At 63.9% G+C, this 24,707-nt stretch carries 21 protein-coding genes; 13 read left to right on the forward strand and 8 right to left on the reverse strand.

What is annotated here, in order from left to right; all coding sequences use genetic code 11:
- Nucleotides 1-901: 901 nt before the first annotated feature.
- From FIV42_RS27685 to FIV42_RS27715, 8 genes are all read left to right on the forward strand, one after another.
- Nucleotides 902-1,849 carry an RHS repeat-associated core domain-containing protein gene (locus FIV42_RS27685; protein WP_141200833.1) on the forward strand — a complete coding sequence of 316 codons (948 nt, stop codon included), beginning with the start codon at nt 902-904 and terminating at the stop codon, nt 1,847-1,849.
- A gap of 20 nt (nt 1,850-1,869) precedes the next feature.
- Nucleotides 1,870-2,526 carry a hypothetical protein gene (locus FIV42_RS27690; RefSeq protein WP_141200834.1) on the forward strand — a complete coding sequence of 219 codons (657 nt, stop codon included), beginning with the start codon at nt 1,870-1,872 and terminating at the stop codon, nt 2,524-2,526.
- 168 nt (nt 2,527-2,694) lie between these two features.
- Entirely contained in the window at nt 2,695-4,362 is a 1,668-nt protein-coding gene (locus FIV42_RS27695) for an RHS repeat-associated core domain-containing protein (RefSeq protein ID WP_141200835.1), read from the forward strand.
- A complete protein-coding gene (locus FIV42_RS27700; protein WP_141200836.1) occupies nt 4,359-4,802 on the forward strand; it encodes a hypothetical protein in 444 nt (147 codons plus the stop codon). The genes FIV42_RS27695 and FIV42_RS27700 overlap by 4 nt, the downstream gene beginning before the upstream one ends.
- Nucleotides 4,803-4,845: 43 nt before the next feature.
- The gene (locus FIV42_RS30440; RefSeq protein ID WP_168210991.1) at nt 4,846-5,013 is read left to right on the forward strand and encodes a hypothetical protein; all 168 of its coding nucleotides are present in this window, start codon (nt 4,846-4,848) and stop codon (nt 5,011-5,013) included.
- A gap of 412 nt (nt 5,014-5,425) precedes the next feature.
- Nucleotides 5,426-6,664 (forward strand): RHS repeat-associated core domain-containing protein, encoded by a 1,239-nt coding sequence (locus tag FIV42_RS27705; protein ID WP_141200837.1) that lies wholly within the window; start codon nt 5,426-5,428, stop codon nt 6,662-6,664.
- A 15-nt stretch (nt 6,665-6,679) separates the two neighbouring features.
- Complete coding sequence (locus FIV42_RS27710; RefSeq protein WP_141200838.1) at nt 6,680-7,225, forward strand: hypothetical protein; 546 nt, start codon at nt 6,680-6,682, stop codon at nt 7,223-7,225.
- Between the two features lie 21 nt (nt 7,226-7,246).
- Nucleotides 7,247-7,552, forward strand: coding sequence for a hypothetical protein (locus FIV42_RS27715; RefSeq protein WP_141200839.1), 306 nt, complete (start codon nt 7,247-7,249; stop codon nt 7,550-7,552).
- A gap of 478 nt (nt 7,553-8,030) precedes the next feature.
- Here FIV42_RS27715 and ubiE read toward each other — a convergent pair whose 3' ends face one another.
- The 8 genes from ubiE to FIV42_RS27755 are packed head-to-tail and all read right to left on the reverse strand — an operon-like array spanning nt 8,031 to nt 17,278.
- Nucleotides 8,031-8,723 carry a bifunctional demethylmenaquinone methyltransferase/2-methoxy-6-polyprenyl-1,4-benzoquinol methylase UbiE gene (gene ubiE, locus FIV42_RS27720; protein ID WP_141200840.1) on the reverse strand — a complete coding sequence of 231 codons (693 nt, stop codon included), beginning with the start codon at nt 8,721-8,723 and terminating at the stop codon, nt 8,031-8,033.
- A 59-nt stretch (nt 8,724-8,782) separates the two neighbouring features.
- On the reverse strand, nt 8,783-9,670 hold the full coding sequence (gene aroF, locus FIV42_RS27725; RefSeq protein WP_141200841.1) for a 3-deoxy-7-phosphoheptulonate synthase: 888 nt from the start codon (nt 9,668-9,670) through the stop codon (nt 8,783-8,785).
- Between the two features lie 22 nt (nt 9,671-9,692).
- Nucleotides 9,693-11,156, reverse strand: coding sequence for an o-succinylbenzoate--CoA ligase (gene menE, locus FIV42_RS27730; protein ID WP_141200842.1), 1,464 nt, complete (start codon nt 11,154-11,156; stop codon nt 9,693-9,695).
- Complete coding sequence (gene menC / locus FIV42_RS27735) at nt 11,153-12,256, reverse strand: o-succinylbenzoate synthase (protein WP_141200843.1); 1,104 nt, start codon at nt 12,254-12,256, stop codon at nt 11,153-11,155. The genes menE and menC overlap by 4 nt, the downstream gene beginning before the upstream one ends.
- Nucleotides 12,253-13,152, reverse strand: a complete 900-nt coding sequence (locus tag FIV42_RS27740) for a 1,4-dihydroxy-2-naphthoate polyprenyltransferase (RefSeq protein ID WP_141200844.1) — start codon at nt 13,150-13,152, stop codon at nt 12,253-12,255. The genes menC and FIV42_RS27740 overlap by 4 nt, the downstream gene beginning before the upstream one ends.
- A gap of 7 nt (nt 13,153-13,159) precedes the next feature.
- Nucleotides 13,160-15,028 (reverse strand): 2-succinyl-5-enolpyruvyl-6-hydroxy-3-cyclohexene-1-carboxylic-acid synthase, encoded by a 1,869-nt coding sequence (gene menD, locus FIV42_RS27745; protein ID WP_141200845.1) that lies wholly within the window; start codon nt 15,026-15,028, stop codon nt 13,160-13,162.
- Between the two features lie 2 nt (nt 15,029-15,030).
- Nucleotides 15,031-16,362, reverse strand: a complete 1,332-nt coding sequence (locus tag FIV42_RS27750) for an isochorismate synthase (RefSeq protein WP_141200846.1) — start codon at nt 16,360-16,362, stop codon at nt 15,031-15,033.
- Between the two features lie 22 nt (nt 16,363-16,384).
- Nucleotides 16,385-17,278 (reverse strand): 1,4-dihydroxy-2-naphthoyl-CoA synthase, encoded by an 894-nt coding sequence (locus tag FIV42_RS27755; protein ID WP_174769527.1) that lies wholly within the window; start codon nt 17,276-17,278, stop codon nt 16,385-16,387.
- A 127-nt stretch (nt 17,279-17,405) separates the two neighbouring features.
- Between FIV42_RS27755 and FIV42_RS27760 the strand changes: the two genes are divergently transcribed.
- From FIV42_RS27760 to FIV42_RS27780, 5 genes are all read left to right on the forward strand, one after another.
- Nucleotides 17,406-18,410 carry a polyprenyl synthetase family protein gene (locus FIV42_RS27760; RefSeq protein ID WP_141200848.1) on the forward strand — a complete coding sequence of 335 codons (1,005 nt, stop codon included), beginning with the start codon at nt 17,406-17,408 and terminating at the stop codon, nt 18,408-18,410.
- Nucleotides 18,407-19,051 carry a phenylalanine--tRNA ligase beta subunit-related protein gene (locus FIV42_RS27765; RefSeq protein ID WP_141200849.1) on the forward strand — a complete coding sequence of 215 codons (645 nt, stop codon included), beginning with the start codon at nt 18,407-18,409 and terminating at the stop codon, nt 19,049-19,051. The genes FIV42_RS27760 and FIV42_RS27765 overlap by 4 nt, the downstream gene beginning before the upstream one ends.
- Nucleotides 19,052-19,162: 111 nt before the next feature.
- On the forward strand, nt 19,163-20,635 hold the full coding sequence (gene guaB / locus FIV42_RS27770) for an IMP dehydrogenase (RefSeq protein WP_141200850.1): 1,473 nt from the start codon (nt 19,163-19,165) through the stop codon (nt 20,633-20,635).
- A gap of 148 nt (nt 20,636-20,783) precedes the next feature.
- The gene (gene guaA / locus FIV42_RS27775; RefSeq protein WP_141200851.1) at nt 20,784-22,349 is read left to right on the forward strand and encodes a glutamine-hydrolyzing GMP synthase; all 1,566 of its coding nucleotides are present in this window, start codon (nt 20,784-20,786) and stop codon (nt 22,347-22,349) included.
- Nucleotides 22,350-23,733: 1,384 nt separating this feature from the next.
- Nucleotides 23,734-24,528, forward strand: a complete 795-nt coding sequence (locus tag FIV42_RS27780; RefSeq protein ID WP_141200852.1) for a hypothetical protein — start codon at nt 23,734-23,736, stop codon at nt 24,526-24,528.
- Nucleotides 24,529-24,707 lie beyond the last annotated feature (179 nt).

Consider the following 24,707-nt stretch of genomic DNA (forward strand, 5'->3'; position numbering starts at 1 on the left):
TCCTGAACTCGGCTCATTTTGGAGCGCCGCGATTTGGCGAAATCGGTTGTCACGAATAGCCGACGCACCACGTCGGACAATGCAACGCAAACGCCGATTGCCGATCAACACCCCGGGGCAAGCCCGCGGGGCTGCACGGGCGCCCCAAACAACGGGGCGGGCTCCGCGGGCAGCAAGCAGCCGCTCCGCGGTCGTGCTAGAGCCGGTCCAAGCGAGCGCGCGCCGCGCCCCGGCCATTGTTGTTCGTTTGAGCTGAGGCGGAGCCGCGACCGCGCCCGCGCCCGCGACCCCGCCCCGTAGTTTAACCTGCATGGCCTCCGCAGCGCGTATCTCGCTCCGGTCGAGCGCATGCGGCCAACTCGAACCGACGGGCATAATGACCTCATTGCTGTCGAACGGCGGGGCGCGGTCGCGGGCGGGGGCGCGGTCGCGGGTTGAGGCGCCCGCCGCGCTGAGCGCACGCATCATTGCTCCGGGTCGCCCCTTCGTCGTCCCCACATAAATCCAGTTCACCCCGAACATCGCCGGCCTCGCCTCGATATTGGCGAAGCGGCCGGTCGACGCCATTATGCCGATGAACTCGTCGCCGCAGGAGCGGCTGGGACGGCCGGCGCGTCTTCCGCAGTTCCGCAGCGCGACCCCCGCCGAGGGCAACAGTCGTCGTCCTACGGACGACTCCCTCGCCCCCGGCTACAAATTCTGTATCACCCACGAGGGGTTTGAGGCTGTAGGCCCAGCAACGACCACCGGCTCGGCCAGTCGAGTGCATCCTGCAGTTGGCAACAGCCTGGGAATCCCTGCAATGACTACAAGCTCGAACCCCTTGGGGTGATACGGAACGTGTAGCTGCGGGCGAGTGAGGCGACCACCGGAAGCCGAACGTTGCCCGTAGCGGCGGTCGGTGCTCGCAAAGACGGCCATCGAGGGCGCGGCGTCGATCGACAAGGAGGCGGTCTACGGGGCGTGGGGCGAGCCGGTGGAGGTGTCTTCAGTGGCCAAGCCGCGCCACCAGTTTGTGGACTTCGAGCCGGACCGGGCGACCGGGTACTACTACATGGGGGCGAGGGTCTACGACCCGACGTTGAGGCGGTGGTTGTCGCCCGATCCGTTGTTGTGGGCGGTGCCTGGGCTCGAGGAGGGCAATGGGGCTGGGTTGAACCTCTATGCGTACGCGGACAATGATCCGGTTGGGTTGATCGATCCGCAGGGAACAGATCCCCTTCCCTTAGAAGTGGAGATGCCGGGGCCTGGCTGTGCAATGAACGCGCAGTGTCAACGTGCTTCGGATTGGAGTAATGATCACGGACTCGACAAGGCGCTGAATCAAGGCGCGGACACAGTCGAGGATTTGGGAGACGCCGGGGAGATTGGCGCTGCTACGCTGAGAAGCTTCGCCTTCGCATCCAATCCGACCGCCGACAATGCCGAGAAAGCTGGAGTCTCTATTGTTCTGGCCATTATTCCGCTTTCGTTCCTGTTGAAAAAGGCAAAGCATGCGGACGAGGTGGGTGAGGCGGTCGGCGATGTGGTCAATGTGGGGAAGAAGCAGGCGAAGGAGTTCGTCAAGGAGAACGAGAAGAGGATAAACGAGAAGCTTGGTAAAAAGATTGGGCAGGGAAGGTTACCTTTCGAAAAGTCGAAAGAAGGCGTTGAGAAAGCACGAGATGCTGTCCGAGAGACTCTCGAGACTGCCGATGAAACATCAAAGCCTTTCAAGACTCGAGGAGGACACGAGGTTGTCGATGTTTACAGCAAAGAAACCGGGATGACCGTCCGTATCCGCAAGGGCGGAGAGTTTGATACGCTGATTCCCGAGAAGTCCAAGCAGCTTAAATCACAAGACGAATAGCAACATGTGAGACACAACTGATGGGCGATTACGAGACCGACATCGAAGTCCTGCTGGCATTTGAATCGTTGAGTAAGGAGCGGATTGAGCAGGCGTCCAACGTACTTCGGGAGGAGGGGTTTACCAGCAGCCAAGCGCCGTGGATGATGGCGCCGGATTTCGTCAAATTCGGGGACGAGACGACCTTCGCGGAGGCTTGCGCTCAAGGACGATCCGGAAGTGCGCTAGCAGTATATGTTACTCTCGTAGGGCCGCTGAATGGAACTACAGTGAAGTTGACACTTGCCGCCTATCTCGACGACGAAGTCTTGGAGGTGTCGATTAGCGACAAGTATGTCTGTGGAGACACGTGCGACCCAGAGCACGGTCTCATTCTTCTCAAGCGGTTTGCGGAGGTCGGAAAGGCGATTGCGAATGTCCTTGAGCCTGTCATTGCCGTAATGACCTACGAGGAATTGCATCCAGATGACGTTTCACTCGCGCACGGTCCGACAGATATGTGTCACTCGTATCCCGAAGCGAGCCCCTTCACAGTCGTGGAGGTTGAAGCCTTCTGGGCATATTTGGAGAAGCAATGGCGCGGAGGCTTCGACTGGGTGGAGGCTGGAGCGATGGATGCGGACACCGGTCGCAGAAATTGGCTCTTTGAGCCAGGTCCCAAATCAGATGATGAGTAAATCCTACTCGCAATCCGCCGACGATTGCCAAAATGGCCCGTGGCGAGTGCCTTGTAGCTAGACGAGCAGAACGGAGGCTGCCTCGATGCAGCAGTACCAAAGGCGCCTTATTGCTATCGACAGACGAGCCGCGGTTACACGCGCAGGTCCGAGAAGGTCGACTTCGAAGTGCATAGCCTCGCCGGCGGCGGAACCGTGCGAAAAATTCACACCTACGACGGCCTCGACCGGCTCAAGTTCACCGACTTCGACTCGCCGACGGTAAACTTCAACCAGGCGTTCGGCTACTCGTCGACCGGCAATATTTCCTATGTGGGCGACAAGAACGCGCCCGACGAGGATTACGCCTATGGCGACGACAGCATCTCGCAGGCGGTCACCTCGATTGCCTATGCGAACGCCGAGCCGGGCACGCGTACGCTGAGCTACGACCTCGACGGCCAGCTCGTCACGGACGTGCGCCAGTTCTTGCAGACAGGGGAGATCGAAAAGCGCAACATCGCCTACGACGCCACCGGCTGCATGCGTCAAATAGACGTGGTTCGCAAGGGCTCAAACGGCACATTGCTCGAGGACATGACCACCACGCACGTGTGCGGCCAGGGCGGTCGGCGCGTGTTTCGCAGCACGGTCGACTACGTCAACGGCGAGGTCAATCGGGTCATCGACTTTGCCGGGATTGCCGAGATTCGGCCCGACGAGGGGCCGGATCGGGACCAAGACGGCTACCCGGACGGGCTCATCTTCGTGCGCATTCCGGTCAACGGCGCGGTCAGCGTCGAGGACGCGCGCTCGCTCGTCGACGGCAGCCGAATCGAAGAAGAGTCGGGCTATATCCACAGCGACCTGCGCGGGTCGGTGCTTGCCAAGACGGCCATCGAGGGCGCGGCGTCGATCGACAAGGAGGCAGTCTACGGGGCGTGGGGCGAGCCGGTGGAGGTGTCGACGGCGGCCAAGCCGCGCCACCAGTTTGTGGACTTCGAGCCGGACCGGGCGACCGGGTACTATTACATGGGTGCGCGGGTCTACGACCCGACGTTGAGGCGGTGGTTGTCGCCCGATCCGTTGTTGTGGGCGGTGCCTGGGCTGGAGGAGGGCAACGGGGCCGGTCTGAATCTGTATGCGTATGCGGACAATGACCCGGTCGGGTTGATCGATCCGCAAGGCACGGACCCCGGTGCGGTGATTTGGGACGGAGGCGGCGGCTGCATGGCATCTCAGCCAGATTGTGGGCGGGATCCGAATCCGTTCAGCCAGCAAAAGCCACACGAGTTGAGCGATGGCGGAAAGGTGGTTGGAGCAGTGGTGCTGGGGACTCTCTCCTTAGCCACCGACCCAGTTGCCGAAGCTGTGGAAGCTCCTGGGAAAATCGCAAGTGCCGTGGAGTCTGGAGATGGCGTCCAGATAGCATCCGTTGGCGCGATGATTCTCGTCAACATTCTGACCCGTGGCAAAGGCGGAAAAGTCCGTAAGGTCCTTGATGAGGGTGCCGAGGTGGTCGAGGATGTGGCCAAGGCGGGGAAGAAGGCGAAACCCGGAAGCTACCGTCCCGAGCGTGAGATGCCGAAGACAAAACATGGAGAGCACCAAGCTGACACGGATGCTCCACATTCACAGATTGCAACTAAGAGAAGTAAGAGGGGGAAAGGTGACTACACTCAAGCCAAGGAGTGGGGGTACGATGAGGACGGAAATCTCGTGCCCAAGCGACAGATTGATTTTACGGACCACGGCCGTCCCGATAAGCACACGAGTCCTCACCAGCACAAGTACGTCCCAAATGAAACTGGCGGAAGCCCGAAACGGGGTGAGCCCGAGCCATTGGAGGAACCGTGATTGGCATCGAAATATCGGACGAGCGCGAAGGAGTCTTGGTGGTTGAGCTACCGGACCTCTTGGCATGCATCGATGACGGCGAGCAACTTTTCTGGTCGATCCTGTACTTTGAAGCCGTCGGGGATCTCAGTAGGTTTGGCACCAACGTGCTCGAGCTCGAGCGTGCGGCGCGAGAGTCGCCGACGGGTGTAGAAATCGAGTGGGACATGCTTCTTGAGATGGCCGGTGTGTTTCACCAGATTGTAGATATTGTCTTGATCGGGTGCCGTGAGCGACAGCAGATCCGTCAATATCGAGACGATGCCGAAATGTATGATACCTGCCGTCACGTGGTCGAACTCGTCGATACGTCATTCGCGCTCGTGCACTCCCAGGACAAATCCGTCATCGAGTGCCTTCATGATAGGTTTGAGGATGTGAAGTTGCTCGACCACCCGTAGAAGTGGGGCGACAGAGGGCATCGACGGCCAGCTAGTCAGGGACGTGCGCCAGTTCTCGCAGACGGGGGAGAGCGAGACGCGCGGCATCGCTTACGACGACACCGGCTGCATGCGCCAGATCGACGTGGTTCGCGAGGGCGCAAATGGTATGCTGCTCGGGGACATGACCACGACGCACGTGTGCGGCCAGGGCGGCCCGCGTGTGTTTTGAAGCGCGACCTCCGCCCCCGGCTACACGTTCTGTCCCACCCACAAGGGGTTTCAGGTTGTAGGCCAAGCAACGACCGACGGTTCGGCCAGTTTGGTCTGGCCCAAGCGAGCGCCAGCGAGCGCGCGCCGCGTTTTTTGCGGCGCCTCGGTAGCCCCGGGCGACGCGAAGCGAGTCCGGGGGAGGGCGTATCGTGTCATCGAGGCGCACGTTCGAGGAAGTCTTGGCGCTTCATGTCGTCTATTCGGTACGTTTGGGTTGTTGTCGCCCACCCGGGACTCCCTCCGCTACACCCCGGTCGCCCCGGGCTAGCGAGGCCTCGTTGAACGACACTCGGCGCGGCTCCCGATGGTCGCCTTAGGCTCGCAGACCCGCACCAAATGGGCTTCGTTGGGGAATCTCATGCCCTTCCGTCATGCGTCAAATCGACGTGGCTCGCGAGGGCGCAAATGGTGCGTTGCTCAAGGACATGACCACGACGCACGTGTGCGGCCAGGGCGGCCGGCGCGTGTTCCGAAGCACCGTCGACTACATCAATGGCGAGGTCAACCGGGTCATCGACTTTGCCGGGATTGCCGAGATTCGGCCCGATGAGGGCCCAGACGACGACCAGGACGGCTACCCGGACGGGCTCATCTTCGTGCGCATTCCGGTCAACGGCGCGGTCAGCGTCGAGGACGCGCGCTCGCTCGTCGATGGCAGCCGAGTCAAAGAAGAGTCGGGCTATATCCACAGCGACATGCGCGGCTCGGTGCTGGCCAAGACGGCCATCGAGGGCGCGGCGTCGATCGACAAGGAGGCGGTCTACGGGGCGTGGGGCGAGCCGGTGGATGTGTCTTCAGTGGCCAAGCCGCGCCACCAGTTCGTCGACTTCGAGCCGGACCGGGCGACCGGGTACTACTACATGGGGGCGAGGGTCTACGACCCGACGTTGAGGCGGTGGTTGTCGCCCGATCCGTTGTTGTGGGCGATGCCGGAGATTGACTCTGCTGACGGTGGTCAACTCAATCTGTTTGCATACGCAAAGAATAACCCAACGCGATTCACTGACCCGTCTGGGTTTTATGTAAAGCCTAGTAAGCTTCAGGAGTGGAAGGACGGCTTCGTAAAACGTGGGTCCATCGAACTCTTTGGGGGCGGGGGCATCCTCAAGGGACTCAAAATTGCAAGTGCTGCGGGGAAGGGCGCTCGCGCACTCAAGGCCGCGAAGTTGGCAAAGGCAACGTCGCTTCGAAACACAGCACGTTGGCTGCGTGGAAAGCTGACGAAAGCGCAGGTGGAAGCAGCGAAGGATGTGGCGGCAGTCGAGAAGGTGGTCAAAAGTGCTTCTGCAAAGGGGAAGGCGGGAAAACACACTGTGAAGCACGCAAAGGACTTGTCGAAGATAATCAGAGACTCTGAACGAGTAGGGTCAGGGGCTCACGAGGTGCAGGGAGGCTTGGCAGGAGCGGCAAAAACGCAAGCCAAGACTGGATATAAGGCAGGAGGCAAAGACCATATTCAAAAGCTAGATGAGAGCATCGATAGGCTGGATAAGGTGATATACCGAATCAAAAACGCGAAGTCGATTCCAGACAAGCAAAAGAAAAGACTTCTTGAGAAAGCGCAGAAATATCGGGATCGCTATCAAAAGGCGAGAGATTCGATCGACTGATTCCTAGGGTGACCAATGACTGAACTAACAGTGGACCAGCTAGATGAGGTTTCGCTGGATGCGCCAGCGACGTGGATCGATCCGCGTGAGCTCGTTGATTTGGACCTAGAGAAGTGTAGACGGCTCAATTACCAGTATCATGTGGAGGGACGAAGAGAGCTGATTGCCGAAGAGCGGCCCGATGAGTTGGTTGTGAACTACATGGGTCATCACTACATGGCAACGGTCGAGAGCGGCAATCTGTGTCGGTTTGATGCACGAGCATTTGTGGAGGCCACGCTTTATCTAATCTTCGAGGCTTGGTCTTCGGCCGCGGCTTTTCAACTATGCGAGTCGCCGCTACTCGAGTTTCCAGAGACGTGGTGTGTGGTTCGACTCGCACGTCAGAAGTTTCGAGCGGATTGGGCGCCATTTCCCCGAAAACTCATTCGCGAATACATGCTTTGGCTGTTCGAGATCTCCAGTTTGGCGGATATTCACACTCCACGGATGCGGGAGAATCTATCGAGCGAGGATAGAGAGTTTCTCGAAGAGTTATGGCATATGGACATCGCGCTGTAGCGGGGGCCGCCCGGAGGTGACTTGGATGTCAGACCCGCCAAGGGCAACGGTCTTCGTTCTAACGAATACGCCTATGGCGACGACAGCATCTCGCAGGCGGTCACCTCGATTGCGTACGCTGGCTCGGACTCGGGCACACGCACGCTGAGCTGCAACCTCGACGGTCAGCTCGTCACAGACGTGCGCCAGCTCTCGCAGACGGGAGAGAGCGAGACCCGCGGCATCGCCTACGACGCCATCGGCTGCATGCGTCAAATCGACGTAGTTCGCTCGGATGCGAGCGGTACGCTGCTCAAGGACACGACCACGACCCACGTCTGCGGCTAGGGCGGCCGCCGTGTGTTTCGAGGCGCGACCCCCGCCGAGGGCAACGGTCGTCGTCCTACGGACGACTCCCTCGCCCCCGGCTACAAGTTCTGTCTCACCCACGAGGGGTTTGAGGCTGTCGCCCCACCACGAACTTACGGCTTCGCCAGTCGACCCCACCCTACGGACGGCTGTGGATGTGGAGTACCTGCAGTGACTACAAACTCGAACCCCTTGGGGTGTTACGGAACGAGTAGCTGCGGGCGAGCGCGGCGCGGAGCGACGCGCGTTGCCCGTAGCGGCGGTCGGACCACGCAAGCTGGAGCCGGGAGGCTCCAGGGCGGGCCAGAGGCGCCGCGCCCCGACCATGGTGCAATATCTCTAAATGCGGAGCGGGGGCTTGCCCCCAGCGTAGCCCTCGCCGGTGCAGCCCCAAGGCTCGCCTTGGGGTTAGGCGTGCGGGTCCTGAACACCGATCGTCAGTATCGATCGCTCCGGGTCACCCCTTCGTCGTCCCCACATAAATCCAGTTCACCCCGAACATCGCCGGTTTCGCTTCGATATTGGCGAAGCGGCCGGTCGACTCCATCATCGAAATGAACTCGTCGCCGTAGGGGAAGTTGTCGGAGGTGCGTTGCAGGTATTTGTAGGCGTCTTTGTCGCCGCTGACCATGCCGCCGATGGTCGGGATGACGAAGCGGTTGTAGGCCATGTAGAAGGGCTTGAGCAGCGCGGGGGGCTGGCCGAATTCGAGGACGACGAGGCGGCCGCCGGGGCGCAGGACGCGCGTCATCGACTCGAGGGCCTTGATGGGGTCGTCGACGTTGCGGATGCCGTAGGCGATGGAGACGATGTCGAAGCTGTCGTCTTCGAAGCTCAGGTCCTGGGCGTCTTCGACCTGCCAGGTGATGTCGAGGCCTTCGTCTTTGGCCTTGTCGGGGGCGAACGAGAGCATGTCGGGGTTGAAATCGGTGCCCACGACGCGGCCCTCGGGGCCGACGGTCTTCTTGAACAGGATCGTCAGGTCGCCGGTGCCGGCGGCGCAGTCGAGCACGTCCTCGCCGGGCTTGGCGCCCGACATCTTGACGGCCTTGCGGCGCACGCTCTGGTCGGTGCCCAGCGAGATGAAGCGGTTGGCTTTGTCGTAGCGGTCGGCGATCCGCGAGAACATCTGGTTGACTTCGGTCGACATGGTTTTCACTCCGCTGGTGCTGCAAAAAGTTGGTGCTTCGGTCGGAACGGAAGCTTTGGTCAGATCGAACGCCCCGCAGCGCGTGCGATGGGGGCGACGCGCTCCATGAGCTCTTCAAATTGGGTCGGGGTCAGGGCCTGGTCGGCGTCGCACAGGGCGCGCGAGGCGTCCGGGTGGACTTCGACCATCACGCCGTCCAAACCGGCGGCTGCGCCCGCAGCGACGGCGCCGGCGAGCAGGTCGGGGATGCCGATGGCGTGCGACGGGTCGATGATGACCGGCAGGTGGCTGCGTTGCTTGGCCCACATCGCGCCGGCCAGGTCGAGCGTGAAGCGCGTCTCGTCGCCGAAGCTTCGGATGCCGCGCTCGCACAGCAAGATCTGGTCGTTGCCGCCCTTGGCGATGTACTCGGCGGCCTTGAGCCATTCGCTGACCGTGGCGCCGAAGTTTCGCTTGAGCATCACCGGCGTGCGCGTCTGGCCGATGGCCTCGAGCAGCGCGAAGTTCTGCATGTTGCGCGCGCCCACCTGGAAGGCGTCGACGATAGGCTCCATCTCGCCGACCATCTCGGGCGACATCACCTCGGTGACGAACGGCACGCCGTACTCGCGCGAGGCCTGCTGCATGATCGTCAGCCCCGACATGCCCAGTCCCTGGAAGCTGTCGGGCGAGGTGCGCGGCTTGAAGGCGCCGCCGCGAAGGACGCGGGCGCCCAGGCGGCTGACCAGGCGCGCGGCCTCGTCGTACAGCGCGTGCGACTCGACGGCGCAGGGGCCGGCGATGACCACGAACTCGTCGGCGCCAAAGGCGACGTCGCCGATGGAGACGACCGAGCCGTCGGGGCGAACCTCGCGGCCGACCCGCGGGAACTGCGCGTCTGCGCCGGGGGCGCGGCAGTCCGAGGGGGCCTCAGCGTGGGCGATCTTTGCGGTGTTGTCGTGAAGCATAATGCTCTCTCTTCCTTACAACTCACTCGACCGGAGCGTCCCGCAACAACTGGCGGGTCTGCTCGCGGTGAATCTTGCCGCTGTGGGTCTGCGGCAATTCGCTGCAGATAACCCATCGTTGCGGCGTTTTGAAGCCGGCGAGCTCGCTTTTGCAATGCTCGCCGAGTTCTTCGAAAAAGGCGGCCGGCTCGTCGACCGGCTCGCTGGGGACGACCGCCGCGGCGACGACTTCGCCCCATTCGGGGTCGTCGAGCCCTACGACGGCGACGTCGCGCACACCCGAGGCCGCCCGCAGCACCGCCTCGACTTCGCCCGGGTCGACGTTCTCGCCGCCGGTGACGATGAGGTCGGTGAGCCGGTGCTCGATGCGCAAAAAACCATTGCGGTCGATGCGTCCGATATCTCCGGTGCGAAACCAGCCGTCGCGAAAGCGCGCCGTGTTCTCGTCGGGTCGGTTCAAGTAGCCGTCCATGATCATCGGCCCGCGCGCCCAGATGGCGCCGGCCTCGTCGGCATCGCACAGCGTGCCGTCTTCGCGCTCGATGCGAAGCTCGACGCCCTCGAGCGCCGTGCCGGCAGTATCCAAGTGGCCGTCGGCGTGCGGCGAGAGCGTGGCGAGCTGCGAGCTGGCCTCGGTCATGCCGTAGGTCGGAAGCGCCGGGATGCCGCGGCGTCGCGCCTCGCCGAGCAGGCGCGCCTCGATGGGCCCGCCGCCGACGAGCACGGCGCGAAGCTTCGACTCGACCGCACCCTCGCAGGCTTCGAGCAGCCGGTAGACCATCGTCGGCACGAACGACGCCAGCGTGACCGGGCGCTCGGCGAGCACCGCGAGCACGTCGTCGGTCGAAAACCCGTCGAGCAGCTCGAAGGATGTCCCGTAGATGGCGCTCCGCAGCACAATCGCCAACCCTCCGGTATGACATAGCGGCAGGCAGCATAGCCAGTTGTCGTTCTCGCACAGCCCCAGCCGAAGCGCCGAGGCCGAGGCGCTCGACAGGTGATTCTGCACCGTCAGCGGCACTGCCTTGGGCTTGCCGGTCGTGCCGGAGGTAAAGAGCACCGTCATCACGTCGTCCATGGCGACGCGCGCGGCGCGGCAAACCGTGTCTTCGGGGCCGCGAAGCTCGTCGAGCGGCACGGTGCGGACCGTCGTGTCGGGGGCCGCGTCGTTCGGGTCGACGAGAAGCAAGTCGAAGTCCAGCTGCGATAGCTGGAAGTCGAGCTCGGCGTCGGTGGCGCGCGGGTGCAGCGGGACGAGTGTGGCGCCGCGCCAGAACACCGCGTGGGCGCCCAGGACCCAGTCGAGCGAGTTCTGCGCGCGAAGTCCGACCGTCGCGCCGCGCTCGATGCCCATCGCGGCCAAGCCCGCGGCGCGTCTCTGCACTTCGGCGGCGAGCTCGGCGTAGGTGTAGGTTCGGTCGCCGACCGACAGGGCCGGGGCGTCTTTGCGGTCGACGGCGCGTTGTGCGAGCCAGGGCGTCATCATGCGGACCTCCAGTCGGGCTCGAACCCGAGTCCGGAGCCGTGACGAAGCCGCAGGCTGCCGTCGAGGATCGAGTCGGGCGCTTCTGCCAGATCGCTCGCAAACCAGCCGCCGGTGGCCAGCCCGTGCGGCCCGAGCACGTCGGGGTAGGCGGCGGCCAAATGTGCGACCGCGCTTCTGCCGACGGCCGACTCGAGCAGCGTGCTCAGCACCACGCGCACGCCTTTTCGGAGCGCGTCGTCGATGAGCGTGCTCGTCGGCAAGAGCCCGCCGAGGGCTTGCGGCTTGAGCACGACCGCGCCGATTTTGCCCGCGTCGATGAGCTCGTGAGCGTGCGCAGCCGGCACACAGCTCTCGTCGGGAGCGATACAAGCCGCCGTCAAGGCGTCGGCCTCGTCGACAAACGTGTCGAAGTGCTCGGGGGCGACCGGCTGCTCGACGATGTCGATATTCAGCTTCCAAAGGCCTTCCAGGACCTCGCGCGCTTGCTGCGGCGTCCATGCACCGTTGGCGTCGAGGCGAATCATCAGCGTCGGACATGCCTCTCTTACTCGCGCGATGCGCGCGATATCGGTCGCGATGGGAAGCGCGCCGACCTTGAGCTTGACGCAGTTAAAGCCCTCGTCGGCGGCCGCGCGCGCCGCGGCGACCGTCTCGTCGGGCCCCTTGGCGCCGATGGTGGCTTGAACCGACACCGACGCCAGCGGCATGCGGCCGCGCTCGCTGGCCAAGAGCCGGCAGATGGGCGTCTCGCGAAGACGCGCGAGCGCATCCAGCAAGGCGAGCTCGACGCCGAATCGCAGCGAGGGCAACTCGGCGACGGTCGGCAAGACTTCGTCGAGGGCGCGGACCGCGTCGAATTCGACGTCGGTCGGCGCTGCGTCGAGCGTCTCGATGCAATTTGCGAGCGTTTCGTCGGACCACCCGGGGAGCGGCGACACCTCTCCAAACCCCTCCACCAAATGCTCGCCGGCGCGAATCTGAGCGCGCACGAGCAGCAGCGAACGCGTCTCGTAGCGCGCCGAACTCGTCACGAGCGGCTTGGTGAGCTCGAGATCAACCTCGCGATACTCGAGCTTCTGGAGGTGGAAGGGCGTGTTCATAGAACAATCCCCACGGCGTAGAGAATGCCGAATAGCGCCAGCACTTGCGCGGTGCCGGCGAGCACCGGGTTGAGCTCTTTGCCCGTCTTCTTCCACATGTCGACGATGCGCTTGAGGCCCAGCGGAAGGGTCAAAAGCGGCAGCAAAATCCAAGCGTCGGCGCCCAGCGCAGCCCACTGGATGACCGGCACGGCGTAGGCGCCGATGACGGTCAAGGCGTAGTGCCAACGGGTTGCGGGGCGTCCCAGTCGCACGGCCAGCGTGCGTTTTCCGGCGACGCGGTCGGTGTCGACGTCGCGGTAGTTGTTCACGATAAGAATCGCCGTCGACAACAAGCCGATGGGGATCGAGGCGACGAGCGCGGTCGTCGACCACTCGAGCGCCTGCACATAATGCGTCGCGGTGACCGCGATGAGCCCGAAGAAGATGAAGACGAAGACGTCGCCCAGCCCGTTATAACCCAATGGGTAAGGCCCACCGGTGTACGCCAGCCCCGACAAGATCGAGGCGACGCCGATGGCCAGAATCGGCCAGCCGCCCACCCAGATGAGGTAGACGCCCACGAGCGCGGCCGCCGCGAAGGTCACGAACGTGGCGGTCTTGACCGCCGACGGCTCGATGAGCCCCGCCTGGACCACGCGTGTAGGTCCGAGACGATCTTCGTTGTCCGCGCCGCTTTTGGCGTCGAAGTAGTCGTTGGCGAAGTTCGTGCCGATCTGAATCAGGCTCGCGCCCACCAGCGCGGCGAGCGCGGCCGGTGCGGCGAACGTGCCTTCGGCCACGGCGACCGCAGTTCCCACGAGTACGGGGATGACCGCCGCGGCGAGCGTTTTGGGGCGCGACGCGAGCAGCCAGGCCTTCAGCGAGGAGGGTTGGATTGTCTGGGTGGTGGACATGGCAACCTCACTGAACAATGCCGCGAATGCTCTCGTCGATCTTCGCGGCGACTTCACGTCGGGTGGTCTCGCGCAACTCTTTGTCGCCGGCTCGGTCGGTGCGCACGCGCACGAGCTGCGTGCCGGCGCTCGTCATCGAGCGCTCGACCGCGGCGCGAAACTCGCTCCAATCCTTCGGCTCGCTCACCTCGAGGCAGCCCAACGCCGTCCCGTCGAGCGCACGCTCGGGCGGAGTCGTAAAATGTCGCTCGTGGACGCTCCCGAACTTCGCAATCGGCAGATAGTCGAAGATGCCGCCGCCGTCATTATCGACCACGATGATCGTGGCGCCGACGTCCTGTTGAGCGGCGAGCTCGGCGGCCAAGTACAAGCCACTGACGTCGTGTCGCAGCGCGACATCGCCCGTGACGATGACCGTCGGGGCCTCGTTAGCTTGTTCTTTGCGGGCGAGTTGCTTGCGGGCGAGGGCGATGCCCAACCCGGTCGAGTTGATGCCGTCGATGCCGTTGAGCCCGCGGTTGAAGAAGACGTCGACCGAGCTGCGCGCGCCGCACATGAACGTGTCGAGGTTTCGAATCGGCATGCTATTCGACACGAACAGCGCCGAGCCTTCGGGCAACATTGTGCCCAACTCGCGCCACATTCGCGCGGCCGACAAGGCCGGCTCGGCGTCGAGCGTTCGTCGCAGCGTGTCGAGGGCGACCTCTTCGGCGCCGCGATGGGCGGTCAGCCAGGCGCAGGTGGCCTTGTGACCGCCCGCCTCCTCGAAGAGCGCCCGCTCGTCGCACATCAAGTGCAGGCTGACGACGTGGTCGGGATCGGCGAGGTTCTCGGCGCGTCCCACCACGATTTGCTCGGCGTCTTCCAGGCCTCGCACCAGCGACTGCGCCGACCACAACAGCGGCGAGCGTCCCGTGCGGATGACCAGGTCGGGCTTGCCGACGGTCTCGTAAAACCCGCTATCGAACAGAAAATCAGCCGTGCTGATGACGTTGCTATTTCGTCCGGCCCAGTGGCGTAGCCCCGAGGTCGGCTCGGCCGCAATCGGCGCGCCTGTGCGCTCGGCGAAGTCGACAAGGGCCTCGCGGTAGTCGGCCGCGTTCGGGTCGGCGCCTGCGAGAATCAGGGGACGCTCGGCTCGGGCCAACGCGTCGTCGAGGGCGTCGATGGCCGCCAAATCGGGCGCCGGGCGCGCGGTGTGCACGGCGACGAAGGGACGCCCGCCGTCGCGTCCGAACGCGGCGACTGGATCCTCATCGGCGAGCGACGTGGGCACGCTGTCGGGATGGTCCGCAGGCACCTCGATGGGCTCGAGCGGCTTTCGGAACGGAAAATTCAGGTGGACCGGGCCCGCCTGCGGCGAGAGCGCGCGATTGTAGGCCCGGCAGGCCAGCGAGCGCACGTAGCGAAGCTTTTTGGGCGTCGCCTCCGGCTGCGAGACCTGGTGGAACCAGCGCACGTGGTCGCCGTAGAGCTTCAGTTGGTCCATCGCCTGCGACGCGCCGCAATCCTGCAGCTCGGGCGGGCGATCTGCCGTGAGCACGAGCAGCGGGATGCCGGCGCTGGACGCTTCGCACACGGCCGGGAAGAAGTTCGCTGCGGCGGTGCCCGACGTGCACACGAGCGCCACCGGACGCCGCGTCGCCTGGGCGATACCGAGCGCGACGAAGCCGCCGGAGCGCTCGTCGACAATCGAGATGTCGTCGATATCGGGGTGCGCGGCGAATTGGACGACGAGCGGCGTCGAACGCGAGCCCGGCGAGATGCACACCGACCGAAGCCCGCTGCGCGCGAGCTCGTCGACGAGCGCCTTCGCCCACAACGTGTTCGCGTTGGGGGCCAGACGTTCGGCCGAGTTGTGGGCATCGTCGCTCATCGTTACTCCTTCGAAATGGCGTCGAGCAGCGGCGCGAATTTGCTGCGGGTCTCGGTGAGCTCGACGTCGACGTCGCTGTCGGCGGTGATCCCGGCGCCGGCGAAGAGCAGGGCGCTCGCGCCGTCGATGAGGCCGCAGCGAAGGGCGACGTCGAACTGACCGTTGCCCTCGAGGTCCATCGAGCCGAAGGCGCCGGCGTAGAGTCCGCGATCGAAGCCCTCGATCTCTCCGATCAACCGCTTGGCCAGATCGCGCGGCGTGCCGCAGACCGCCGGGGTCGGATGGAGGGCGTCGACGACCTCGGCCAAGCCCACATCTTCTGCAAGCTCGCCCGAAATCTTGGTCATAAGATGCGAGACGTTGGCGAGTCGGTGCGGACGCGGCTCGGGATCGGCGGCGACCGACGAGCACAACGGCTCGAGGGCGTCGACGATCATGTCGAGCACGAAGCGGTGCTCGTCGAGGTCTTTCTGGCTCGACAACAGCGCACGCTCGGCTGCCAAGTCCGGCGCCTGGCCGGCGTCGTTTCTCGACGTGCCCGCGAGCGCCATCGTCTCGACGTGCCCGTCGTTCACACGCGCGAGCGTCTCTGGCGTCGCGCCGGCGAAGACGGGGTAGGGCGACTCGGCGTGCGGCGAGAGCGCGAAGACCGAACAAGAAGGATACGCGTGTGTGAGCCTGCGCAGCACCGTCGTGGTGTCGATGGGCGCGGCGGCTTCGATGTGCGCGCGCCGGGCGAGGACGACCTTCGGAGCGACGCGCTCGTCGGTAACGAGGCCCACCCCCCGGCGAAACTCGTCCTGGTCGAGCCAGCGAACCTCGGGCTCGGTCGCGCTCGGCGACGGGATTTCGACGGTGGAGCGGAACGTCTCTTGCCACGCCGCCCACGTCTCGTCGACGTCGGCCGGCTCGGCCAGGACAACGGCATCGGTCTTGCCATCGCGACAGCGAAGAAGCACCTGCGGGACGTAGAGTTGCCGGCGCGCATACGCGCTCCAGTCGGGGAGGCCGGCGTGTGCTCGCCGGGAATTGGCGACGTCGAAGGCCGTCCACCCGAAGATGCGAAGCTTCGAGGTGTCGCCCGACACGTCGGCGAGCCGCTCGCTCAGGCGCTCGTGGAGCTCGGCCATCGTGGCGTCGTCGGCGTCGTCGGCGACAAACTGCAGCGCCACGCCCAGGCCCAGCACTTCGGTGCCTTGGGAGTTTCGCCGATAAAACGACGACGCCCGGCCAGACGCGCGCCGGTAGAGATCGAGCAAGTCCGTGTGCTCGGTCTCGAAAACCTTGGCGGCGAGCTGGCCGGGGGCCGAAAGCTGTGAGAGCGGACGAGTCATTACATTCGCCGACGCTTGGATATCAGTAATGCCATGGGAACTTCGAGAAGTCCTGCGGGCGCTTCTCGACGAAGGCGTCGCGGCCTTCCTTCGCTTCTTCGGTGCCGTAGCCCAGCCGCGTCGCCTCACCGGCAAAGAGCTGCTGGCCGACCAGCCCGTCGTCGGGCAGGTTGAAGGCATACTTGAGCATGCGCATGGCCGTGGGGCTCTTCGAGTTGATCGTCTCGCCGATTTCGAGGGCGCGCTTTTCGAGCTCGGCGTGAGGGACGACCTCGTTGACCATGCCCATAAGATGCGCCTGCTCGGCGTCGTAGTTCTTGCCCAGGAAAAAGATCTCGCGGGCGAATTTCTGGCCGACCTGACGCGCCAAGAGCGCCGAGCCGTAGCCGGCGTCGTAGCTGGCGACGTCCGGATCGGTCTGCTTGAAGATGGCGTGCTCTTTGCTCGCGATCGTCATGTCGCAGACGACGTGCAGGCTGTGCCCACCGCCGACCGCCCAACCGGGAACGACCGCGACGACGACCTTGGGCATGAAGCGGATCAGCCGCTGGACCTCGAGGATATGCAGGCGGCCGAGCTTGGCCGGATCGGGCGCGCCGTCCTCGCCGTCGTACTTGTAGCCGTCTTTGCCGCGTACCGTCTGGTCGCCGCCAGACGAAAACGCCCAGCCGCCATCTTTGGGCGACGGGCCGTTTCCGGTGATGAGCACGCAGCCCACGTCGGACCACTGACGCGCATGGTTGAGCGCCGTGTACAGCTCGTCGACCGTCTGCGGGCGAAAGGCGTTCCGCGTCTCCGGACGGTTGAAGGCGACACGCACCGTTCCCTGGTCCACCGCGCGGTGGTAGGTGATGTCCTCGAACTCGAAGCCCTTCACGGGCTTCCAGGCAGATTCGTCAAACAGCTCCGAGACCATCATGTCCTCTCTGGTCGGCTAAGGTTTAAGTCTTCACTGTGGTGCAAGTATGTCTTGACGTGTCCACTACCCGGGTCTAGCATTTCTGACGTAAAGTTCAAGGGGTTTTGAACAGCGTGAACACATTATGAACGCATTACGGCAACTGTCTAATCCAGACGCAAAATTCGTCGAGTCGGTCGAGCACCGGCTGCGCACGGCCTTGGCTCCGCAGGCGTCTGGCAACGCCGCCGACCGAATTTTGAGCGAGGCCTCGCAGCACTTGTCCTTGGCGCAAGCCGCCAAGCGGGCGCGGCCCAGGCTCCTTTTGTATTTCGCACGCGCGGTGGGCGCCGACGAGATGAACGCGGCGCTGGTCGACGTGGCCGTGGTCGCCGAGTTGATCCACACCGCCAGCCTCATGCACGACGACGTCATCGACGAGGCCACGGTGCGCCGCGGCCAGCCGAGCGTCAACGCGCAGTGGAGCAATTGCGTGGCCGTCCTCGGCGGCGACGCGATGCTGTGCACCGGCCTGCAGATGCTCGAGCCCTACGGCATGAAGCTGATGCAGCAGGCGCTCGAAGTCGTCGCCCAGATGACTCGCGGGGTCGTCCTGGAGGTGCAGTCGCGCGGCCAGACCGACGTGACCGACGAGACCTGGCGATCGATCGCCGACGGCAAGACCGGCATCCTCTTTGGATGGTGCGGCTGGGCCCCTGCGATGCTCGCCGGCAAACCCGACGTCGCCGAGCGCTTCCACCGCGCAGGCCACCACCTGGGCGTGGCGTTCCAGATCGCCGACGACCTCAAGGACCTGACCGGCGCCGACAAGGGCAAGGATCGCTTCGTCGACATCCGCACCCGCACGCCGGCCTTCCCGCTGGTATGGGCGATGTCGCGCTCCGAGATGGTGCGCGATCGGTTGACTGATCTGTGGACCAGTGACAAGACTCTGAGCGACGAAGAAATCCACGCAGCCGGCGCGCTCGTGCTGGAGTCGGGCGCGCTCGAGGCCACCAAAGAGGCGCTGCGCGTCGAGATCGACGCTGCCCTCGATGCCCTGGGTGAGTATGCCCAGCGCCCCGGCGGCCGCGAGATCGCCGGCTTTGCGATGCACTTGCGCACACTCCTGGAGCCAGAACAGACATGATCGACATCGACGTCGAAGGCTACGAGCCCCTCGAGCTCATCTTCCTGGAAACTCACCTGCCAAAACCCCTGGGTGAGCTCGAGACCCCACCCGACGTCATGTCGCTGTTCGACCTGGAGGCCGACACGCCGCTGTCGGTCGACGACCACGTCAAGACCACCGTGCGCGACGCCTTTCGCCACGGTGGCTTCAAACCCAAAGGCCGCGACAAGCCGGCCGCCGAATTCCTCGTCAAAGCCGTCCAGAAGGGCTGGATCTCACCCGACGAGGGCATCAACCTCGCCGTCGACATCCTCAACGCCGTCAGCTTGCACTCGGGCTTGCCGATCAGCGTCATCGACGCCGACAAGCTCGCCGCGCCGCTTCGTATCGCCATTTGCGAGGAAGAATGTGAGTACGTCTTCAATCCAACCGGGCATACCATCGATGTGACCGGCCTGGTCACCTTATTCGATGCAGAAGGCCCGAGCGGTGGGCCTGTGAAGGACTCGCAGCGCACCAAGACCCACGACAGGACGGAGCGTACGCTGAGCATCGTGTGGGGGACGAGCGAGTTGGAAGGGCGTACGGAGAAGACGGCGGAATGGTATCGCGATTTGCTCGAAGCGAGCGGGGCGCGTGTGGAGATGTGGCGGGATTGAGTCTTGGCACCCCTGCAGGAATTCTGCTATGGGTTCGCAAATTTTAGGTGAGCCCGCGCAGGCCATCGCCTCGCGGATCATCAGTTGTACGTGACTCCCGAGGACATCCCCATGGCATCGAAGTTCAAGAAGACCGGTCTACCGTCGGGCGAGGCGTTGACGTTCGACGACGTGCTCGTTGTTCCCGCCGAAAGTGATGTGTTGCCGGGTCAGGTCGACCTGTCGACGCAGTTGACCACCGACATCGATCTTCGCATCCCGCTTTTGAGCGCGGCGATGGACTCGGTGACCGAGGCCCAGACGGCCATCACGATGGCGCGTGAGGGCGGCATCGGCGTGGTCCACAAGAATATGACGCCCGAGCAGCAGGCGCTCGAGGTGTTGCAGGTCAAAAAGTCGGAGAGCGGGCTGATCCTCGACCCGATCACCGTGCACGCCAACGACCCGCTGAGCGAGGCGCTCGAGTTGATGCGCGCCCACAATATCAGCGGCCTTCCGGTCGTCGAGGGCGACCGGCCCGTGGGCATCCTGACCAACCGCGACGTGCGCTTCGCGCAGGACACCGAGCAGCCGGTCGCCAAGCTGATGACCCGCGACCTGATCACGGCCGAGGAGGGCATCTCGACCGACGAGGCGAAGCGCTTGATGCACCAGAACCGCATCGAGAAGCTTCTCGTCGTCGACGACGACGGCAAGCTGCTCGGCCTGATCACCATCAAAGACATCCAGAAGAAGGACAAATACCCCGGCTCGGTCAAAGACGAGCACGGGCGTCTTTTGGTGGCCGCGGCCATCGGCGTGGGCGGCGACCGCGACGAGCGCGCCGAGGCGCTGGTCGAAGCCGGCGTCGACGTGCTGGTCATCGACACCGCCCACGGCCACTCCAAGATGGTCATCGAGTCGGTCGCCGAGTTCCGCAAGCGCTACCCCTACGTGCAGATTATCGCGGGCAACGTCGCCACCGCCGGCGCCACCGAGGCTCTCATCGAGGCGGGCGTCAACGCCGTCAAGGTGGGCATCGGGCCGGGCAGCATCTGCACCACCCGCATCGTCGCCGGTGTGGGCGTGCCGCAGATCTCGGCGATCATGGAGTGCTCCGAGGTCGCCAAGAAAGCGGGCGTTCCCATCATCGCCGACGGCGGCATCAAGTACTCGGGCGACGTGGTCAAAGCCTTCGTCGCCGGCGCCCAGACGGCCATGATCGGCAGCCTGTTTGCGGGCACCGACGAGGCTCCCGGCGAGCAGATTTTGTACCAGGGCCGCACTTATAAGATGTATCGCGGCATGGGCTCCATCGGCGCCATGAAGAAGGGCTCGAAGGACCGCTACTTCCAGGAAGGCACCAACGACAAGCTCGTCCCCGAGGGGATCGAAGGGCGCGTGCCGTACCGCGGCTCGTTGTCGGCCAATATCTTCCAACTGATGGGTGGGCTGCGAAGCGGCATGGGCTACGCCGGCTGCGGCACTATCGCCGAACTCGGCGAAAAGGCTCAGTTCGTGCGCATTACCAATGCGGGGCTTCGCGAGAGTCATGTGCATGATGTGATCATTACGCAGGAAGCGCCGAATTATAAGCGTGGGTAAATGACGCGTGTCGGCGTGCTGAAGATGTTCTTGGTTCTTGGTTTTTAGTTCTTGGGTCGAATGGATGACCTCTTTTGCTGGAGCAAGAACCAAGAACCAAGAACCAAGAACAGCCACAGAGAATCCCAAACGCTCCAACGGCCACAAAATGTCTGATCTTCAAAACGGTATCTTGATCCTAGACTACGGCAGCCAATACACGCTGCTCATCGCCCGACGCGTCCGCGAGATGGGCGTGTACTGCGAGGTGTGGCCTTGCAACGACGAGCGCGTGGGCGAGTTCGTCGACGCGGGGGAGGCGCCCGGCAAGGGGATTGTGCTGTCGGGCGGCCCCAGCAGCGTGAGCATCGAAGGCGCGCCGAAGCTCGAGGGCGGTTTGCTCGAGCTCGACGTGCCCGTGCTGGGCATCTGCTACGGCATGCAGCTCTTGGCGCACGCCCACGGCGGAAAGGTCGAGCCCGCCGAGGTCGGCGAGTACGGGCGCACCACCATCGAGATCGACGAGCCGGTCGGCCTGTTCCACGGGTTCGACAAGGGCACCGAGCTCGACGTGTGGATGAGCCACGGCGACTCGGTCGTCGAGGCGCCCGAGGGCTTCGAGCGCGTCGCGTCGACCCACAACGGCCTTCTGGCCGCGATGGCCGACACCGAGCGCAACTTCTACGGGCTGCAATTCCACCCGGAGGTCTCGCACACCGAAGAGGGCGAGACGCTGCTCGAGAACTTCGCGTACCACGTGTGCGGCTGCACCGATGACTGGAATATGTCGAATTTCCTCGACACCCACATCGCCCAGATCCGCGAGCAGGTCGGCGAGGACGAGCAGGTCATCTGCGGGCTGTCGGGAGGCGTCGACTCCTCGGTCGTCGCCGCGATGCTGCACAAGGCGATCGGCGACCGGCTCACCTGCGTGTACGTCGACAACGGCCTGATGCGCCACAAGGAGACCGAGAAGGTCCGCACGGTCTTCGAGGACCACTTCGGCATCGACCTGCGCGTCGTCCACGCCCAAGACCGCTTCCTCGATGAACTCGCCGGGGTCGACGACCCCGAGGAGAAGCGAAAGATCATCGGCCGCGTCTTCATCGACGTGTTCGAGGAGGTCGCCAAGGAGATCCCCAACGTCAAATATCTGGCGCAGGGCACCCTGTACCCGGACGTCATCGAGTCGGTCAGCGTGCGCGGGCCGTCGGCGACGATCAAGAGCCACCACAACGTGGGCGGCTTGCCCGAGCGGTTGAACTTCGAGCTCATCGAGCCGCTTCGCGAGCTGTTCAAAGACGAAGTGCGCGTGCTCGGCCGCACGCTGGGCCTTCCGGCCGACATGGTCGACCGCCACCCGTTCCCGGGCCCGGGCCTGGCCGTGCGCATCCTGGGCGACATCACCCCCGAGCGCCTCGAAGTCGTGCGCGCCGCCGACCATATCTTCATCGAGGGCCTGCGCCGCGAAGGGCACTACCACAACGTGTGGCAGGCCTTCGCCGTGTTGCTGCCCGTGCGCACCGTCGGCGTCATGGGCGACCAGCGCACCTACGACCAGGTCATCGCCCTGCGCGCGGTGACCAGCCGCGACGGCATGACTGCCGACCGATCGCACCTACCGATGGATTTTCTGGGCCGCATGAGCGACCAGATCATCAACGGAGTCAAAGGGGTCAACCGCGTCGTCTACGACGTGTCGAGCAAGCCGCCGGCGACGATCGAGTGGGAGTGATGGCGCGCGGAAAGCGCCGGAAAGTTTAGCCCTGCGTCCACATCTGTTGTGGGCGTGGGGCTTTGCTTTTTTGGCCCCCTTGCCTTGGCCTCCAAGCCTGATGTCCGCCTCGCGTCGACCATTTCCCAGCCTCCAAGTCTGATGTCCGCTTCGTGTCGACCATTTTCCAGCCTCCAAGCGTGATGTCCGGCATGCAACGGACTTTCCCGAACCTCCAGCGTCGATGCCCGACGGAAGGAGGCGCCGGAGAAACGTACACAGGCGCTTTTCGGCAAAAATACGCGAGTGCGAACGTAGCGGCACCGATACCCGACCGAAAGAGGTGCTGGAGCAACGTACGAGGCCGATCTCCGGCGGAAGGAGGCGTTGGAGAAACGTACAAGGCTGATCTCCGACGGAAAGAGGCGTTGGAGGAACGTACGAGGTCGATGACCAACACACATCCGAGAGTGCGAACTCGGCGGAGCGATTGTCCGGCGGAAAGAGGCGTTGGAGAAACGTACGGAGCTGATGTCCGGCGGAAGGAGGCGTTGGAGAAACGTACGGAGCCGATCTCCGACGGAAGGAGTTGATGGGAACGGGCAATCGGAGTCGAATGAGTACACACGCGTGGCGAAATGGCATAATGGTGCGTCTACCGACAAAATTTGCCGGCATGGGCGCTGCGTGTTTGCTTGTGATTGTGATCGACTAACGGGCTAGGCCCGTCCCGTTTTTAAGCCACCTCGGATAGGTCACACGCTGGGCGCATGCCCACCCCGACGCCACGACCTACTAGCTACGACGACGCCGCTGCGGCACTCCCATGGCACAGGCTCATCTTCACGCCACATCTGAACTTCGACGCATCAACAAACCCGCACCGGGCAAATCCGACAACTGCGTTTCGCCACGAGGACGAAACTGCCGGCTCGGCCTCCGCCGAGCGCGTCGAAGAAGTACCGTCCAACTTCTCCTCGTAGATACGCTCGCTACGAAAGCTCTGTTTTGCGGACCGGGAAACCGTTCCGCCGCAGGCTGTGCCCTCCGGCTCAGCCACCAGCTGGTGGGTTAAACCTGACTTCGACCCACCCGCCCGTTTTAAATTTGTGGGGAAATTCGTGGCCACGATACATCCACCCCTCATTACGGTTTTCGGCAAAAACGCAAAATCGTTGCGTACTTTTTTGCGTGATCGGCGCCTGGCGGGGTGCAGGGGCCGGATTTTTCTGGTGTGCGCTGATGGGTTTTGTGGACGGGCCTCCCCAGAATGGGCCTTGTGCCCTGCGCGAGCCTGTCGGTACAGTAGGGCCATCGCTGTAGACATTTGACCGCGCACTGACGCAAGGGTGCTGCCCACGAATGGGCCACGCCTTTGCATGTCCATTCACCTATGGGGTTGGAGATGGCCAAAGTAAGTGTTCTCGTAGATAACCGCACCGATACCGCCGGAGCTGTGCTCGCGGCGAGTCGTGTGCATGGTGCAGCAGCGGCTGCGGACGTGGCAAATCAATTCGCCCATGTCGATGAACAGATGATTCGGGCGTTGTTGATGTCGCTCGAGGAGTTATTGGAGGGCGTGACCGCCAAGATGCGCGAGTCGGAGGTGAGTTACGCCGGTGAGCGGGGCGAGACGTCTCGTCTGCGCGAGGAGCGCGACGAGTTGCACGCCGAGTTGAGCGATGTCTATTTGCAGGTACGAAGCCTGGTCGAAGGCAGCGCCGGCTCCCGAGCGACGGCCGACTTCGGCATCGACGGCGGCATGCCGCATACTTTCAAAGCGCTGGTGGAGACGAGCCACAACGCCGTCGAGCGCCTTCGTACCGCCCAGAACGTGGGGCGGGGGCCGTTGGGCGTGCTCTTCGACGCCGACAAGTTCGCCGACGCCCTCGAAGGGCCGATGACCAGCGCGCGAGCCGTACTCGAGCGCATGCGCTCCGAGGCTCGTGAAGACGAACTCGCTATGCTTGAGCGTGACCAGACGGTCGAGGAATGGGAACGCGTCTACCGCGGCGTCGCGCTCATTCTGCAGGGTTTCTTTACGATCGCCGGCCGCCCCGAGCTCGCCGAGCGCGTGCGTCCGACGGAGCGCCGCGCGACCGGGCGCGACGTCCAGCCGGATGGTGGCGGTGACCCGCAGCCTGAGCCGGTGGTCGAGCCAGATCCGGTCGAGCCGGAGCCGGCGGCCGACGAGGCGTAAGCCGAGCCGAATAGCCAAGACGGCACGACCGGTTGAAGCAACCATAAAAGCACAGCGATAGATGCAACCCGGAGCGCGCGGCTCCGGGTTTTTTGTTGTCTTTCCGTCTGTGTTTGTTTCGTAAAGGCGAAATGGTACGCTTCGTGAGCACCCAAAAACACTTGAAGTGAGACGTCGAT

Origin of the sequence: Persicimonas caeni (genome assembly GCF_006517175.1) — a bacterium.
Classification (GTDB): Bacteria; Myxococcota_A; Bradymonadia; order Bradymonadales; family Bradymonadaceae; genus Persicimonas; species Persicimonas caeni.